The following is a 15,367-nucleotide window of genomic DNA, read 5'->3' as shown; positions in this document are numbered from 1 at the left end:
ACTCGCGGTCTGGAACGTCCACTACAACTACCATCGACCCCACACTGCCGCCGGAAACCGGCCGCCAGCGACCCGACTCCACGCCGGTGTCACCAACGTCATGGCCTCATACAACTAGCGCGCGCAGCGCGGCCCGCAGGTCACCGGTGCCCGTGTGGGTGGACGGCAGATACGGGGGCGCGTGGCCGAGGGAAACCACGGTCACCCGGCGCATCAGCTCGTCCGGACCGACGCGGGCGAGCACCGGCATCCGCGTGCCGACGAGCAGGCACAACTCCGAACATCGCACGGCGTCAACGAGTTCCGGGTGTCCCATGACGCCGGCGACGCCGCAGTAGCCTCGGGTGTCCGGGTCCACGACGTCCTTGGCGTCGGGTGCCACCCCGACCGACGCGTCGAGCACCCGGACCAGGTCGGCGAGTTCGGCACGCGCGTCGGCGCGGGCCACCTCGTCCCCGGCGACGACGACGATCTTGCCGCGACGCCGGGCCCGATCCAGTGCCGCGGCGAGTGCCCCGATGTCCGGTGCCTCCACGGCCGCGGTGGGTGCGATGGAGCCGGGCGACCACGGGTCCGCCGCGGCCTGCTGGACGTCCTTCGGCAGCAGCAGCACCGCGGGCCCGCCCGCAGTCGCCGCCGACACCGCGCGGCTCAGATGCCCGTCCAGGTCCTCGGGACGCTCGACGCGCGCGCAGTACCGCGACACCTGGGCGAACAGCGTGACCGCGTCGATGGTGCCGGACAGGCCGCTCGAATCCTGGAAGGCGCCACGACCCTCCAGCGTGGTCTGCGGCTGCCCGACGAGCGCGAGCACGGGTACCCGCGAGGCCGACGCCTCCCCGAGGCCGGCGACCAGGTTCAGCGCACCGCCACCGGACGTGGCCGCGACGACGCCGAGGCCGCCGGTGCTGCGGGCCGCACCGTCCGCCATCGTCGCCGCCCCGAACTCGTGTTTGGCGACTATCCCGGCGATCGGGGCCGCGGTGAGGGCCAGCGCGTCGTAGACGTCCTCGATGTTCGCGCCGTCGACCCCGAACACGTACCGGACCCTCCGGTCCGCGAGCGCGCCGACGAGGCGGTCCACCACCCTCACCGCGGTTCTGCGCTCCGTCATCGCGTGTTTGGCGCGGATACTCCCTCGCTCACGGGGGAGAGGAAGCGCCATCCTCCTTCCTGTCGGTGGTCTCGGTTACGTTGCCGTGCATGGGGGAAGAGGTCGTTCGGTACACGTTCCGGCTCCGTCCCGGCGCGCTCGCGGAGCGGGCGTTGGTCGCGGAGTGGGATCGGTGCCGGTTCCTGTGGAACGAGGCCGTCCACCAACAGAAGTCGGGGGCGCGGCCGACGTTCGGAATGCTGTCGACACTGTTGACGGAGGTGCGGTCGCGCAACACGTGGTTGAGGGAGGGGTCGCAGGTCGCTCAGCAACAAACCCTGCGGACGTACGCTCAGTCGCTGGCGCAGTCGTTCACGGTGAAGGGTCGTGGTCGCCCGACGTTCAAGGCCCGCAAGAACACATTGCCCACCCTGGAATTCACGCGTCGTGGATTCCAGATCCGTGACGGCCGGTTGGTGCTGCCGAGGGGTGTCCGGATCCCGGTGGTGTGGTCGCGGGAGTTGCCGTCGGAGCCGTCGAGTGTCCGTGTCTCCCGTGATTCGCTCGGCCACTGGTATGCCTCGTTCGTTGTCCGCCGCGACCCTGAACCGGTTCCTGAGGCTGTGGGTGGGATCGGTGTGGACTGGGGCGTCTCCACCACGGCCACCACCACCGACGAGTCCTTCGATTTGCCGTTTCGGGGGCATCGGAAGCGGTGCGCGGCGGAGGTGGCGAAGGCGCAACGGACAATGGCCCGCCGCCACTCCGGGAAACGTGGTCCGCAGTCGAAGGGCTATCAGCGGGCGAAGCGGCAGGCCGCGAGACTGCAGAAGAAGGCGGCCCGGCAAACCGAACACGATATCCGGGTGTGGGCGAAACTCGTCGTCGACAACCATGAGTTGATCGCGGTGGAGGACTTCACACCAAAGTTTCTCGCGAAGTCGACGATGGCGCGTAAGGCCGCCGATGCTGCGATCGGCGCGGCGAAGCGAGAGTTGATCGAGCGTGGTGTGCGGGCCGGCCGGAGGGTGGTGTTGGTGCGGCCCGCGTACACGAGCATGACGTGTTCGGGGTGTTTCGCGAGAGCCAAGCAGCGCCTCGGGCTCGGTGAGAGGGTTTTCCGATGTGAGGTCTGCGGTTTCACCGCTGGTCGGGATCGGAACGCTGCCGGGGTGGTCCTGGCTGTGGCAGAGCGCGGCCACACACGTGTTGACGATGTCAGTCAATCTGATCACCTCCCTCGACGGGATGGTCGGGTTGCGGTCCGAGCGTGAAATCTCCTGCCTTCAGGCAGGAGAAGCGTTAACGACCCACCTCCCGTGCCGCTCGACCCGGTGCCTCACCGTGAACACGAGGGGAGGTGTCGAACGGTTCACCGGCGGTCAGAAAGCGGTGGTCAGCAGGACCTGATCCGTGTCCACCGAACGGATGTCGATGCGGTCGATCCACGGCATCGGGACGCTCGTCGTCGCCGACGGGGTCACCGTCTGCCCGGCCGCGGCCGACCATGTCGCGAGGCTGGTCGTGACACCCGCCCGGTCGGTCAGCAGCAGTTCGTACTCGGACCTGTCGGTTCCGTAGCCCTCATCGGAGGGCTCCTGGTAGGTACAGACCACGTCGATCCGGGTGCCCCACTGCTGCGCGCTGACCGACACCTCCGCGGTCAGCGGGCTGGGCACCACCGCCGCCATCGGCTGCACGCCCGCCGGCGCCGTCGGGCCGTGCGGCGCACCCGGATACGGACCGGTCGGCGAGGTCGGCAGCACCGACACCGCCACCACCACCGCGGCCGCCGCCGCGGCCAGACCCACCCCGACTCCCACCACCCGTCCCCACCGGCGCGGCGGCCGGGTCCGTTCGAGCAGCTTCGGCAGCAGGTCGCGTGGAGGCTCACCCGCGACGTCCGAGTGCAGGCCGCGTGGAGCACGATCCAGCTCCAGCGCGGTCGCCGCAGGTACCCGGCCCAGCAGCGCGGGAACGCCCGCGACCTCGGCGACCGCCATCGAGCAGTGGTCACAGTCGTCGAGGTGCCGTTCGTAGGCTCGGCGATCGTCGGTATCCAGGGCCCCGAGCACGTAGGCCGCGTCCCAGTGCGCGAACGGGTCCACATCAGTGGTCACGGTGTCACCCCCATTTCCTGCAAGGCCAGCCGCATCGTCCGCAACGCGTAGTGCAGCCGCGACTTCACGGTTCCGTCCGGGATGTCGAGGACTTCCGCGATCTGCCGCGTCGACATCCCCTGGTAGTAGGCCCGCACCAGCACCGCGCGATGGTCCGCGGTCAGCTGCGTCAACGCGTCCGCGATCAGCCACGAGTCCAGCGCCGCGTCGGTCGTGTCGGGGCTCGCCTGCTCCGGTGGCGAGTCGGTACCGAACTCGCGGCGTGACCGCGCGCTCCGGAACTCGTCGACGACCAGGTTGCGCGCGACGGTGAACAACCATGCCCGCGCCGAACGCTCCCGCTGATCGAGGATCTGTGGACGCCTCCAGGCCCGCAGCAAGGTCTCCTGGACCACGTCCTCCGCCTGCACCCGATCACCGGTCAGTCGCATCGCGTACCGCCACAGGGCCGCAGCGTGCTCCGCGTAGAGCACACGCATCAGCTCGGCCTGATCCTGCGGCATCCGGCACCTCCGCCATGTACACGGTAACGGGGGCGGGTTCGGTTCAGGAGGCAACGATTCGGATACCGAGCGACCGATCAGAAGGTGGCGGTCAGCACCACCTGATCGGTGTCGACCGAGCGAATGTCGACCCGCTCCACCCACAGCATCGGGAGGTCGGTCGAACCGGACGGCGTGACCGACTCGCCCGCCGCGGCGGTCCAGGTCGCGACCGTGCTCGGGGTTCCGTTGTGGTCGGTGAGAACCATTGCGTACGTGGAAGGTTCGTTGCCGATGCCGCCACCCGGCGGTGCCGCGCGGTGTGCGACCACGTCGATCCTCGTGCCTCGCTCCTGTCCGATCACCGACACCTCGGCCGTCATCGGGTAGGGGACCGCCGGCTGCATCGGCTGATTCGTCACGGGCGCCGACGGCCCCAGCGGCATGCTCGACGACGGCCCGGCGGACGGGGCGGGGATGAGTGTGATCGCGTAGGCGACCGCCGCCACCACGGCGGTCGCGGCGACGGCGAAGACGGCGGTGCGGATGCGACGGCTTCGGGTGCGGGTTCGGTCGAGGAGCCGGGGCAGCAGGTCCGGAGGTGGATCGCCCGCGGCGGCGTCGTCGCGGAGGGGAACGACAGCTGTCTCCTCCGCACCGTCGTCATCGTGGTCGACGCGAACTCCCGCGAGATCCCGCGCCGTCGCCTGCAACGACGCCCGCACCGCGGAATCGCCGCGGTCCAGCATCCGCGGCCGTTCCACCGCGCGTAGCAACGTCCCCTCGACCACCGACTCCGCCTGCACGCGGTCGCCCGTCAGTCGCATCGCATATCGCCACAGTTCGGCGGCGTGCCCCGCATACAGAACGCGCATGCGTTCCGATGGACTCTGTGACATCCGGCACCTCCCGTGTCCACGGTATCGGCACCCGGTCGGATCGGCAGGAGCCCGGTCAGTTGCGGTCGACGTCCAGCGGATGTGTGGCGAGGAGGGACAGTGGCAGCGGTTGGCGACGGAGCACCTGCGCCCACAGGTCGGAGCGCGGCGAGCCGATCACATCCGACGGCAACGCCGACAGCACGATCCAGTCGTCGCGCTGCAACTCGCCGTCGAGCTGCCCCAACGTCCAACCCGAGTAGCCCGCGAACACCCGGACCCCCTCGAGATGCGGTCCCACCTGCTCGGGGTCGCTGTCGAGGTCGACCATCACCACCCGACCGTCCACGCGGCGCAGGCCGGGAACACCGTCGATGCGGGCACCGGTCTTCACCGTCGCCAGGCACAGCGCGGAATCGAGCTTGACGGGACCGCCGATGTAGAGGGCCTGCGGGCGCGCGCACAGGGGCGCCCACTGCGGTAGCACGGTGTGAACCGCCGTCTCGCTCGCGCGGTTCAGCACGACCCCGAGGCTGCCTCCGTCGTTGTGCTCGATGACGTAGACGACGGTGCGCCGGAACGACGGATCCGTCATGCCGGTGGCCGAGACCAGCAGACTGCCCGGCCGCACCGCACGTTCCGTCGAGGCCGTCCGGTCGTCGGGTTCGTCAGCGGATTCCACCGGACAATCATTGCACCGAGGTAGCCGGAACGTGCCCTTGCGACAACCCGAACGTCGCGGCGAGCACGGTGAGGTGATGGTCGAAGAGTGCGCGCGGGTCGGTGAACGTGTCGACGCCGTACTGACCGAACACCTCGAAGCCGACGGCTCCGAACAGTGACGCCCAGATCAGGACACCGCGCGTCAGGACCTCGTCGGGGAGCGTGACGTCCAGCTCGCTCCGGATACGGGCGGCGTCGTGGTGGAGTCCGGCCGGGACGGGCTCGGCGGGCGCCACGCTCAGGCGTCCCGCTCGGTGCGCCGTCTCGGCGATTCCGACGAGAGCGACGACGACGCGGGTGCCAGGCCCCGTCGTCCGGTCCGCGGGCGCGTGATAGCCGGGCACCGGGCTCCCGAACAGCAGCGTGTAACCCGCAGGTTCCCGGAGCGCCCAGTCGCGGACGGCGTGCCCGAGCGCACGGAACCGGCCGAGGTCGTCGTCGGGGTCGACGGCGGCCACGGCCGCATCGACGGCGTCGCCGAGCTCGGTGAAGCACTCGACGACGAGCAGCGTGAGCAGGTCGTCGCGGCTGGCGACGTACCGGTACACCGCCGACGACACGACACCGAGGTCGCGCGCGACGGCCCGCAGTGACAGTGCGGCGGCGCCGTCCCGTTCCAGGTGGGCGCGACCGATGCGGGTGATGTCGGCGAGCGTCTGTTCGCGGGCGCGTTGGCGGGGGGTTCCGGTCACTCGCCCAGCGTGACGCCATTCGTGAGCACTGTCAACTTTAGAGAGCAGTGCTCTTGACATTGCGTCCGCGACGGTTCATTCTCAAAACGAGAGCAGTGCTCTCCAATCGTCGAATCGAGGAGGACCCCATGTCGAACCACTACGTCGTCACCGGCGCCGGACCCGTCGGATGGACCGTCGCCACCCAACTCGCCGAACGCGGCGACCGCGTCCACGTCCTCACCCGATCGGGCTCCGGACCCGACCACCCCGCGATCGAACGCCACCGCGTCGACGCGTCGGTGCCCGGCGCACTCGACGCCCACCTGGACGGCGCGGCGGCCCTGTTCCACTGCACCCACGGCTCGGCATACGCGGCCGACGCGTGGCGCCGCGAACTTCCCGCCACCGAGGCCGCCGTACTCGAGTCCGCCGGTCGCGCGGGCGCCGTCGTCGTGTTCCCGGAAAGCCTCTACTCCTACGGTCCCGTCGACGGTCCGATCACCGAACAGACCCCACGCAGCGCCACCACCGGCAAGCTCGGCGTCCGAACCGAGCTGCTGGGCGCTCGCGAACGCTCCACGACGCCCACCGTCAGCGTCGCCGCCTCCGACTTCTTCGGACCGCACGTGCTCACCGCCCACGGCGGCGAACGCATGGTCGCGACGCTCCTCGCCGGCCGCCGGGTCCGGGTGATGGGCGCGCTCGACGTCCCGCATTCGTTCACCTACGTCCCCGACCTCGCCGCCGCCATGATCGCCGCCGCCGACAGGCCGGGCGTGTGGAACACCGTGCTGCACGCCCCGACCGGAACCGCCCCGACCCAACGACAACTCGTGCAGGCATTCGCGGACGCCGCGGGCATCGCCGACCCGAAGGTCGGGGTCCTGCCCAGCTGGGCGCTGCGCTCGCTCGGCCGCGTCCACGGTCCGACCCGCGAACTGGCCGAGATGCTGTACCAGTTCGAGCGCCCGTTCGTGCTCGACTCCTCCCGAAGCGAGGCGCTTCTCGAGCTCGCTCCGACTCCGCTGCCCGAGGCCGCAGCCGCGACCGTCGCCTGGTGGCGGGACCGGCGCACCGCCGAGTCCGCGGTAGGGTCCGGCGGTGGGCAGCACTGACGAGCCGGACCACTCCGGCCGGGTACTCGACCGGTTGCGGGCGACGATCCGCGCGACGCCCGGGCTCGGACGCCTCGTCGCCGTCCGCTTCGCCAGCCAGTTCGGCGACGGCATGTTCCAGGCCGCACTCGGGGGAGCCCTCCTCTTCAACCCCGAACGGCACGCCGACCCCCTCGCCATCGCCGCCGGATTCGCGGTGCTGCTGCTGCCCTACTCGGTGATCGGCCCCTTCGCCGGCGCCCTCCTCGACCGCTGGGACCGCCGCGTCGTCCTGATGTGGGCGAACCTGCTGCGCGGCACCCTGATTCTCGCGGCAGCCGCCTGCCTCGTCGTCGGCGCACCGAATGCCCCCGTCCTGATACTCGCCCTCAGCGCCGTGGGGGTGAGCAGGTTCGTCCTCGCAGGCGTGTCGGCGTCGCTTCCGCACGTCGTACGCGAATCCTGGCTGGTGTCAACCAATTCCGTTCTCGCGACGGTCGGTTCCGCCGTCTCCGCAGCGGGAGCAGGCACCGCCGTCACCCTGATCGCCGTCCTCGGTACCAGCGATCGCAGCTCCGGAATCGTGGTCGCGGTCGCCGCCGTCGCATCGGCTGTCGGAGCGATCGCCGCCGCCGGGTTCGCACCGCACCGCCTCGGACCGGGCACCCGAACCGACACCGCCCCCGTCGGAACGGCCGCCGTTCACGCCGTCGCTGCCGGACTCCGGACCGGAGCGACCGCCGTGTGGCAGGCACCCGGCGTCACCACCGCGATGATCGGAATCGGTGTGCACCGCATCGTCTTCGGCATCGACACCCTCATCATGGTGCTGTTGCTCCGCGACCCCCACGCAGGGGACGGCCTGCCCGGCGGACTCGCCGGTTTCGGCGTCGCGGTCGGCGCGACAGCGGCGGGAATGCTGCTCGCCGCCGTCGCGACACCGGTGCTGATCCCACGTCTCGGCCGCACCCGCACCGTCGTCCTCGGACTCACCGTCGCCCTGCTCGTCCAGGCCACCTTCATCGCGGCACTCACCCAGGGCTCCCTGTTCGTCGGCGCCTTCCTGCTCGGGCTGGCTGGTCAAACCGTGAAACTCACCGGCGACGCCGCCATGCAGATCGACATCGACGACGCCCGCCGCGGGCAGGTGTTCGCCCTGCAGGACACCGTCTTCAACCTCGCATTCCTCGCCGCGCTCGCCGGGGCCGCCACCGTCGTCGCCCCCGACGGCAACAGTCCCGGCCTGGTCTACGTCGGCGCTGCCGCCTATGCGCTCGGCCTCGTCGGGGTCGCGGCGAACACCCGACGCGCACACTGATTTCCGACCGTTCGATCTCCCCGCCGCTCAGTCGACGACCGAGTCCGCCACCCCGTCCAGCGTGCCGTCACCATCGGTGTCGACCAACCGCACATCCATCGACCCGTTCGCGTCGCTGTCGACGAGCAAATCCGTGACGGAACCCCTCGGAACCACCACCACGTCCGGCGCCCCGTCGCCGTCCAGGTCGACCGTGGTGTCGTCGGCGCTGCCGTCACCCGCGAAGTCCACCGTCGCCGAACCGCTCGGCTCGGGAACGGCAGACACCGCGACACCGGGACCGACCGACTGCGGCGCACTCGGGTCGGTGACCTCGACCGCCCACGTACCGAGACCATCCGGATCGGCGAAGTAGCGCGCCGCCGGGGAGTCGACGTCGAGAACGGACAGTTCGGCGTGTCCGTCCCCGTCTCTGTCCCACAGCGCGTCGTCGCACCAACCGTCGCCGTCGAAGTCGAGTGCGACGGCGTCCAGGGATCCCGGCGCGCCGAGGTCGAGATCGGCGGGCGAAACCCACCCGGACGGGTCGCCCGCCCCGGTTCCGAAGACATACTCCACCAGGTCCATACGGGTTTGGACGCGCGCCGAGTGCGACCGGTTCCCGCTGCGCGTCCGTCGGTCGAACGGGCGACGTGCCGGGGAAGGTGCGCGTCCCGCTGCTAGATTTCGTTCACCGGCCGTGCGTTGGCCGTCCGTTCGCGAAGGGGAGGGGCCGCATGCACCGCCGGATCGGCGCACCACTGTTCGCCCTCGCACTCGCGGTGTCGGCGCCACTCGCGATCCCCCCGACGACGTCAGCGGCGCCGAGCGCGCCCGTCAATTCCTGTGGCGAAACCGGATTCGACCCGTCGTCCGCAGCGGGCGGCGGTCCTGCCCTTCCGGGAAACGTCGACATCCGATTCCCGTGGCCGCAGATCGTCACCGTGCCCATGAACGACCCCGCCCAGGATCAGACCCGGGTGCCGCAGGATCCGCTGCCCACCGACCCCTGCGCGGACCCCTGCCCCGACCTCACCGACTCCGCGCCCGAGCCGACCGAACAGGACCCGGGATCGTCCGGCTCCGCATCGTCCGGCTCCGCATCGTCGGGTTCCTCCTCGTCGGACTCGTCCTCGTCCGGCTCCGACGGTTCGTCGGTGCCGCGGTTCTCGATCACGCCCGACATCGAACCCATCCCGATTCCCATTCCCGGTCCGAAGCCTGATGTTCCGCCCGCACCGGACCCGGTGTCGCCGCCGGTCGAGGTCGCCCCCCAGTCGCAGGCGCCGCAGCCTCCCGACGTCGGCTCCACGAGGCTCGTCGCGCAACTCACCGGACACGGATCCATCAACCGGACCGACAAGCGCTGGCAGGTCGACGGCACCGACCTCGGCATCACATGGGAGTCGAAGCCCGGCGAGGTCGCGATCGCCTTCGGTGACACCTTCGGCACCGACTGGGAACCTCCCGGCGCCAACGGAACGGACTGGCGCTCGAACGTGCTGGGGCACAGCACCGATCGCGACCTGTCGGACGGCCTGACCATCGACTCCATGGTCCAGGACAGCCGGTGTCACGCCGCCGAGGTCCTCGGCAGCCGCAAGATCAAGAACTGGGAAACGACGACCATCCCCACATCCGGATTCGCGATCGGCGACCGGCAGTACATGAGCTACATGTCCGTGCGGCGGTGGAGCATCATCCCCGGACTCTGGTACACGAACTACGGCGGCATCGCCCACTCCGACGACGACGGGCAGACGTGGACGAAGGATCCGCATGCCCGATGGGACAACCTGTTCGGCCTCAACAATTTTCAGGTGGCCGCCATGGTCCCCGCCGGCGACCACGTCTACATGTTCGGCACCCCCAACGGACGTCTCGGCACCGTCGCCGTCGCCCGCGTCCCCCAGGACCAGGTGCTCAACAAGAGCGCCTACCAGTACTGGGTGGACGGCGAGTGGAGCCCGGTGGGGGAGAAGTGGCCGACACCGATCCTCCACGACACCGCAGCCGAACTGTCCGTCCGCTACGACGCCACCCGCGGACTGTGGCAGATGAGTTACCTCGACACCGTCGCGGGCGCGATCGTGCTGCGGGAGGCGACCAGCCCGCAGGGCGAGTGGACGAAGGGCGTTCCCGTCGTCCACTCGAGCGACTACCCCGCGATGTACGGCGGCTTCATCCACCCCTGGTCCACCGAGAACGATCTGTACTTCACCATGTCCGAATGGGACAGCTACAACGTGTATCTCATGCACACGACGCTGCGCTGACGCGCCTGTGCGTGACTGTCACCCCGGGTGGGTGAGAGTCACCCGCGGGCGGCGGCGCCGCCGCTTTCTCCCCACCAGCGCAGCAGTTCCGCCTCCGCCTCCTCGCGGGGCAGGGGGCCACGATCGAGGCGCAGTTCCTTCAGGAACGTCCACGCCCGACCGACATCCGGTCCGGCGGAGATCCCGAGCAGTTCCATGATCGCGTTGCCGTCGAGGTCGGGACGCACCCGCGCCAGGTCTTCCTGCTCCGCGATCCGCGCGATCCGCGACTCCAGATCGTCGTAGGTGGCGCGCAGCTTGGCAGCCCGGCGCTTGTTGCGGGTCGTGCAGTCGGCCCGCACCAGCTTGTGCAGCCGCGGCAGCAACTCGTCAGCGTCCGTCACGTACCGGCGCACCGCCGAATCCGTCCACGCCCCGTCGCCGTACCCATGGAAGCGCAAGTGCAGGAACACGAGTCGGGACACGTCCTCGACCATCTGCTTCGAGTACTTCAAGGCCCGCATCCGCTTGCGGACCAGTTTCGCGCCCACCACCTCGTGGTGATGGAAGCTCACGCCGCCGCCGGCCTCGTTGCGTTTGGTGTCGGGTTTGCCGATGTCGTGCAGGAGCGCCGCCCAGCGCAGCACCAGGTCCGGATCGCCCTCCTCGAGGTCGATCGCCTGCTTGAGCACCGTCAGCGAATGCTCGTAGACGTCCTTGTGCTGGTGATGCTCGTCGATCTCCAACCGCATCGCGGGGATCTCCGGCAGCACCCGCTCCGCGAGACCCGTCTCGCACATGACGTCGACACCCTCGCCCGGGTACTCACCGAGGATCAGCTTGTCCAACTCGGCGTGCACACGTTCCGCGGTGATCCGGTCGATCTGGTCCGCCATCTCCACGATCGCCTCGTGCACCCGCGGCGCGAGCGTGAAACCGAGCTGGGAGACGAACCGCGCCGCGCGCAGCATGCGCAGCGGATCGTCGTTGAACGAGATCTCGGGCGCCGCCGGGGTGTCGAGCACGCCCGCGAGCAACGCGTCCATCCCGCCGAGCGGATCGACGAACTCCTGCTCGCCGTCCGCACCGATCCGGACCGCCATCGCGTTGACCGTGAAGTCCCGGCGGACCAGATCCTCCCGCAGGCTGGTGCCGTACTGCACCTCGGGATTGCGGGTCACGCCGTCGTACGCGTCCGTGCGGAACGTCGTGATCTCGATCTGCTGCTCGTCCTTCGCCGCGCTGATCGTCCCGAACGCGATCCCGGTGTCCCACTGGTTGTCGGCCCAGCCCTTGAGCAACGCCTGCACTTGCTCGGGACGCGCGTCGGTGGTGAAGTCGAGATCGGTGCCGAGCCGCCCGAGCACCGCGTCGCGGACACTGCCGCCGACGAGGTACAACTCGTGTCCGGCCGCAGCGAACCGCGCACCCAGTGGGGTCAGCACATCCGAGAGGCCACGCAGGGTCACGGACGCGGACGCGAGCAACCGCGCGCGACGGTCCTCGTCGGGAGTAGGGGAAACCACGACTGTGCAGCTTACCGACTTGGGCGGGGGCCTCAGCGCGCGCCGAGCGGCCACCGGTGTGGGATTCGACGGACGCCGCACAGAGACAACTAGTATCGATTGGGTGTCTCCAGCCGAACGCGCCAACCGCAGCCGCCGCAACCCGCGGCGTCGTGGTGGGCACGGCGAACGCACGAACCAGCGCATGCGCACGGTGCGTGAGACGTCCGCGGGCGGCCTCGTCGTCGACGGACTGGACGGCCCCCGAGAACTCCAGTGCGCGGCGCTGATCGGACGCACCGACCGGCGCGGACGGCTGCTGTGGTCGCTGCCCAAGGGGCACATCGAACAGGGCGAAACCGCCGAACAGACAGCGATCCGTGAGGTCGCAGAGGAGACCGGCATCCGTGGTTCCGTCCTGGCATCCCTCGGCAGCATCGACTACTGGTTCGTCACCGAGGGCAGGCGCATCCACAAGACGGTCCACCACTACCTGCTGCGGTTCCAGGGCGGCGAACTGTCCGACGAGGACGTCGAGGTGACCGAGGTCGCCTGGGTGCCGCTCGCCGAACTCGCGTCACGCCTCGCCTACGCCGACGAACGACGCCTCGCCGAGGTCGCGGGGGAACTCCTCGACCGCATCGCCGCAGGCCAGGAGGTCGGCGACGCGGGTAGCGCCAACCCGGACAACCACAGCGGGGCCCGAGAGAACGGATGATCACGATCCGTCGCCTGGCCGCGACCGCCCTGACCGCACTGGCCCTGGCCGCACCTCTCACACAGCCGACCCTCGCGGGCGCCGCACCCACCGGAACATCCGGCGTCGCACTGCCCACCCAACGTGGCGGCCAGTCCCAGCAGTTCGTCGACCTGTCGATCGACAAGGTCACCCCGACGACCGTCACGACGTCCAGCACGCCGACCGTGACGGTCTCCGGCACCGTCACGAACATCGGCGACCGCCCCGTGAGCGACATCCAGATCCGCCTGCAGCGGGCGCCCGCCGTCAGCACATCCGACGAACTGCGCACCGTCCTCACCGACGGACAGGACCAGTTCGACGTCGTCGGCCCGTTCTCCGAGATCCGCGACGAGCTCACCGTCGGGGAATCGGCCCGATTCAGTGTCGCGCTGCCCCTGCGTTCCACCGAGGCCGCATCGCTCGACATCGACGAACCCGGTGTGTACCCGCTGCTGGTGAATGTCAACGGCACCCCCGAGTACGGCGGCGCGGCCCGACTGGACGATGCCAGCTTCCTGCTGCCGGTCCTCGGTGTGCCCGCCGACCCGACCGATCCCGGCACCGGCGCGGCGCCCCCGTCGACCACCGATCCTGTGGCGATCACGCTGATGTGGCCACTCGCGGATCGCCCGCAGCTCGCGTCGGGGATCCCCGGATCCGTCGACGAGAAGGTCCGGCTCGTCGACGACGACCTCGCCACCTCGTTGGCCGCGGGCGGACGGCTCGAACAGCTCGTCGCGGCGGCCGAGTTCGCCACCGACGCCGACCTGGACCGCGGCCGCTCCCTCGCCGGATCCATGTGTCTGGCCGTCGACCCCGACCTCCTGGTCACCGTCGCGAACATGACCCGCGGCTACCTCGTCGTCGACGACCCCTCCGACCCGACCGGACCTGCCCACGACGGAACCGGTCAGGCCGCCGCGACCGAGTGGCTCGAACGGCTGCGAGTGCTGGCTTCCGACCTGTGCGTCACCGCGGTTCCCTTCGCACAGACCGATCTGACGGCACTGCACCGAGTCGGGGACGCGACGCTGACGGCGCGCGCACTCGGTACCCCCGCCGACATCGTCGACGCCGTGCTGGGTGTGACCTCCCTCCGTGGCCTGACCTGGCCCGATTCCGGGGTCCTCGAGCCCGCCGCGGCGGCGTCGCTCGCCGGGCTCGGACCGACTGCTCTGCTCGCGGAGAACGCCGTCACCGACCCGGGGACCGCGGTTCGGGTTCCGATCGACGGCGGCACCAACGGCGGACCGCTGTACGCGACGCTGTTCGACAGCTCGGCCGCGACCGCACTCGCCGCGGTCGGGCGGACCCCGCAGACACCGACGTTCACGCCCGACGCCGCCCGCTACGACCTGGCGGGGGACTCCCGCACGGCCCGCTTGCAGGACGCACTCGGCGCGATGGTGTGGGAGTCGTTGACGCCGCGCAGCACCGCCTCACGGATGGCCGACGCCGACCCGCGGTCCGTGCTGCTGGTACCTCCGCAGAACTGGTCCGCCGACGGCGGGGAGGCCGCCGCGATCCTCTCGACCGCGTCGACGATGCTCGGATCCGGTCTGGCGACGGCAGAGTCGCTGCCGGACCTCATGGACCGGCCGACCGCACCGACACCCGTGCAACTGGCCTACCCCGACCAGGCGGTCGCGGACGGCGCTCCCGCCACCGTCGTCGACGGGGTCGCCGCGACCGCGCCCGAGGTGGACGCACTGACCGAGACGCTCGTGCTCGACCCGCAGTCGTCGCTGACTCCCGACGGGTACACCGCGCCGCTCGAGGAGGATCTGCTGCGGGCGATGTCCACCTCCGACCGTCGCGTCGTCGGTCGGACCACGGCGACCGCGGCAGCCGAACAGCGGGTCACCGAGGTCAGGAGCGCGCTCGACCGCGTGTACGAATCCGTGACGGTTCTCGCGCCCGGCGGTGCGTACACACTGGCGTCGGAGCAGAGCCCCCTGCTGTTCGTCGCCCGCAACGACCTCCCCATCGGGATCACCGTCCGGTTGCGCCTGTCCGCGCCGCCCGGGATGACGATCACCGACATCGGGGAGCAACAGCTGCCGCCACGCGGCAGCCGTTCGCTCCAGGTCCCCGCGAAAGTCACGGAAACCGGCAAGATGGTCGTCGACGTCGCTCTGACCACGACGAACGGCCGTGAACTGGGCGACCCGACCTCGGTTTCGGTGCGATCGAACTCGTACGGCAAGCTGCTGGCGATCATCACCGCCTGCGCGGGCGCACTACTCTTGCTGCTGGCCGGGCGGCGACTGTGGCACCGGTTCCGGGGTCAACCGGACCCAGCGGACGAAGGGCACGAAGACCGATGACGGGCAGCACGCGAGGGCCGGGCGACGGCCCGCAGCCGCCCGATCGCACCAACGCCGCGCCCTGGGAGCGCAACCCGAGGGATCCGCGGCAGGGCCCCCCGATGCCGCCGCGTCCGGGTCAGGCACCACCTCCGCAGCACGGGCAGCAGCAGCAGGTGCGTCGGAACCCACCCACCC

Annotated in this window: 14 protein-coding genes and 2 pseudogenes; 8 read left to right on the top strand and 8 right to left on the bottom strand. The window is 70.3% G+C overall.

From position 1 onward, the window contains the following. A pseudogene (locus FFS72_RS25770) lies at positions 1 to 118 on the top strand (IS481 family transposase); the annotation flags it as partial. On the opposite strand, the gene FFS72_RS25765 reads toward FFS72_RS25770, so the two are convergent. Continuing rightward, positions 107 to 1,114 carry a thiamine pyrophosphate-binding protein gene (locus FFS72_RS25765; RefSeq protein WP_137876608.1) on the bottom strand — a complete coding sequence of 336 codons (1,008 nt, stop codon included), beginning with the start codon at positions 1,112 to 1,114 and terminating at the stop codon, positions 107 to 109. The pseudogene FFS72_RS25770 and the gene FFS72_RS25765 sit on opposite strands and share 12 nt — an antisense overlap. An 89-nt stretch (positions 1,115 to 1,203) precedes the next feature. Here FFS72_RS25765 and FFS72_RS25760 point away from each other — a divergent pair, with 89 nt between their 5' ends. Further along, complete coding sequence (locus FFS72_RS25760; protein WP_137876607.1) at positions 1,204 to 2,367, top strand: RNA-guided endonuclease InsQ/TnpB family protein; 1,164 nt, start codon at positions 1,204 to 1,206, stop codon at positions 2,365 to 2,367. A gap of 108 nt (positions 2,368 to 2,475) precedes the next feature. Here FFS72_RS25760 and FFS72_RS25755 read toward each other — a convergent pair whose 3' ends face one another. From FFS72_RS25755 to FFS72_RS25735, 5 genes are all read right to left on the bottom strand, one after another. Then, positions 2,476 to 3,213: an anti-sigma factor family protein gene (locus FFS72_RS25755; protein ID WP_137876606.1), complete on the bottom strand. Its 738-nt coding sequence runs from the start codon at positions 3,211 to 3,213 to the stop codon at positions 2,476 to 2,478. Then, a complete protein-coding gene (locus FFS72_RS25750; protein WP_137876605.1) occupies positions 3,210 to 3,716 on the bottom strand; it encodes a sigma-70 family RNA polymerase sigma factor in 507 nt (168 codons plus the stop codon). The genes FFS72_RS25755 and FFS72_RS25750 overlap by 4 nt, the downstream gene beginning before the upstream one ends. 77 nt (positions 3,717 to 3,793) lie before the next feature. Next, positions 3,794 to 4,594: a sigma-70 family RNA polymerase sigma factor gene (locus FFS72_RS27185; RefSeq protein WP_502704159.1), complete on the bottom strand. Its 801-nt coding sequence runs from the start codon at positions 4,592 to 4,594 to the stop codon at positions 3,794 to 3,796. Positions 4,595 to 4,649: 55 nt separating this feature from the next. Continuing rightward, a complete protein-coding gene (locus FFS72_RS25740; protein WP_050066783.1) occupies positions 4,650 to 5,255 on the bottom strand; it encodes a YqgE/AlgH family protein in 606 nt (201 codons plus the stop codon). Positions 5,256 to 5,262: 7 nt separating this feature from the next. Beyond that, on the bottom strand, positions 5,263 to 5,988 hold the full coding sequence (locus tag FFS72_RS25735; protein WP_137876604.1) for a TetR/AcrR family transcriptional regulator: 726 nt from the start codon (positions 5,986 to 5,988) through the stop codon (positions 5,263 to 5,265). Positions 5,989 to 6,116: 128 nt separating this feature from the next. Between FFS72_RS25735 and FFS72_RS25730 the strand changes: the two genes are divergently transcribed. Both FFS72_RS25730 and FFS72_RS25725 read left to right on the top strand, forming a co-directional pair. Beyond that, on the top strand, positions 6,117 to 7,085 hold the full coding sequence (locus FFS72_RS25730) for an NAD-dependent epimerase/dehydratase family protein (protein WP_137876603.1): 969 nt from the start codon (positions 6,117 to 6,119) through the stop codon (positions 7,083 to 7,085). Beyond that, complete coding sequence (locus tag FFS72_RS25725; protein ID WP_171018834.1) at positions 7,072 to 8,382, top strand: MFS transporter; 1,311 nt, start codon at positions 7,072 to 7,074, stop codon at positions 8,380 to 8,382. Before FFS72_RS25730 ends, FFS72_RS25725 begins: the two co-directional genes overlap by 14 nt. A gap of 27 nt (positions 8,383 to 8,409) precedes the next feature. On the opposite strand, the gene FFS72_RS25720 is transcribed toward FFS72_RS25725, so the two are convergent. Next, complete coding sequence (locus FFS72_RS25720; RefSeq protein ID WP_137876602.1) at positions 8,410 to 8,949, bottom strand: hypothetical protein; 540 nt, start codon at positions 8,947 to 8,949, stop codon at positions 8,410 to 8,412. 149 nt (positions 8,950 to 9,098) lie between these two features. Between FFS72_RS25720 and FFS72_RS25715 the strand changes: the two genes are divergently transcribed. After that, positions 9,099 to 10,637 (top strand): glycoside hydrolase family 183 protein, encoded by a 1,539-nt coding sequence (locus tag FFS72_RS25715; protein ID WP_137876601.1) that lies wholly within the window; start codon positions 9,099 to 9,101, stop codon positions 10,635 to 10,637. 38 nt (positions 10,638 to 10,675) lie between these two features. Here FFS72_RS25715 and FFS72_RS25710 read toward each other — a convergent pair whose 3' ends face one another. Then, a complete protein-coding gene (locus FFS72_RS25710) occupies positions 10,676 to 12,142 on the bottom strand; it encodes a CCA tRNA nucleotidyltransferase (protein WP_137876600.1) in 1,467 nt (488 codons plus the stop codon). A 103-nt stretch (positions 12,143 to 12,245) separates the two neighbouring features. Between FFS72_RS25710 and FFS72_RS25705 the strand changes: the two genes are divergently transcribed. The 3 genes and pseudogenes from FFS72_RS25705 to FFS72_RS26700 form a co-directional block, all read left to right on the top strand. Then, a complete protein-coding gene (locus FFS72_RS25705) occupies positions 12,246 to 12,839 on the top strand; it encodes an NUDIX hydrolase (protein ID WP_249353538.1) in 594 nt (197 codons plus the stop codon). Beyond that, complete coding sequence (locus tag FFS72_RS25700; RefSeq protein WP_137876599.1) at positions 12,836 to 15,190, top strand: glycoprotein; 2,355 nt, start codon at positions 12,836 to 12,838, stop codon at positions 15,188 to 15,190. Before FFS72_RS25705 ends, FFS72_RS25700 begins: the two co-directional genes overlap by 4 nt. Continuing rightward, a pseudogene (locus tag FFS72_RS26700) lies at positions 15,187 to 15,367 on the top strand (hypothetical protein); the annotation flags it as partial. The gene FFS72_RS25700 and the pseudogene FFS72_RS26700, both read left to right, overlap by 4 nt.

It is taken from the genome of Rhodococcus sp. Q (assembly GCF_005503035.1).
GTDB lineage: Bacteria > Actinomycetota > Actinomycetes > Mycobacteriales > Mycobacteriaceae > Rhodococcus_G.
The sequence above is the reverse complement of the archived record's forward strand: the minus strand, read 5'-3'. Positions and strand labels throughout refer to the sequence as shown.

Excerpts from the sequence above, each read along its gene's own strand:
- FFS72_RS25765 (WP_137876608.1), bottom strand. The coding sequence starts at position 1,114 with ATGACGGAGCGCAGAACCGCGGTGAGGGTGGTGGACCGCCTCGTCGGC.
- FFS72_RS25760 (WP_137876607.1), top strand. The coding sequence starts at position 1,204 with ATGGGGGAAGAGGTCGTTCGGTACACGTTCCGGCTCCGTCCCGGCGCG.
- FFS72_RS25750 (WP_137876605.1), bottom strand. The coding sequence starts at position 3,716 with ATGCCGCAGGATCAGGCCGAGCTGATGCGTGTGCTCTACGCGGAGCAC.
- FFS72_RS27185 (WP_502704159.1), bottom strand. The coding sequence starts at position 4,594 with ATGTCACAGAGTCCATCGGAACGCATGCGCGTTCTGTATGCGGGGCAC.
- FFS72_RS25730 (WP_137876603.1), top strand. The coding sequence starts at position 6,117 with ATGTCGAACCACTACGTCGTCACCGGCGCCGGACCCGTCGGATGGACC.
- FFS72_RS25720 (WP_137876602.1), bottom strand. The coding sequence starts at position 8,949 with ATGGACCTGGTGGAGTATGTCTTCGGAACCGGGGCGGGCGACCCGTCC.
- FFS72_RS25715 (WP_137876601.1), top strand. The coding sequence starts at position 9,099 with ATGCACCGCCGGATCGGCGCACCACTGTTCGCCCTCGCACTCGCGGTG.
- FFS72_RS25700 (WP_137876599.1), top strand. The coding sequence starts at position 12,836 with ATGATCACGATCCGTCGCCTGGCCGCGACCGCCCTGACCGCACTGGCC.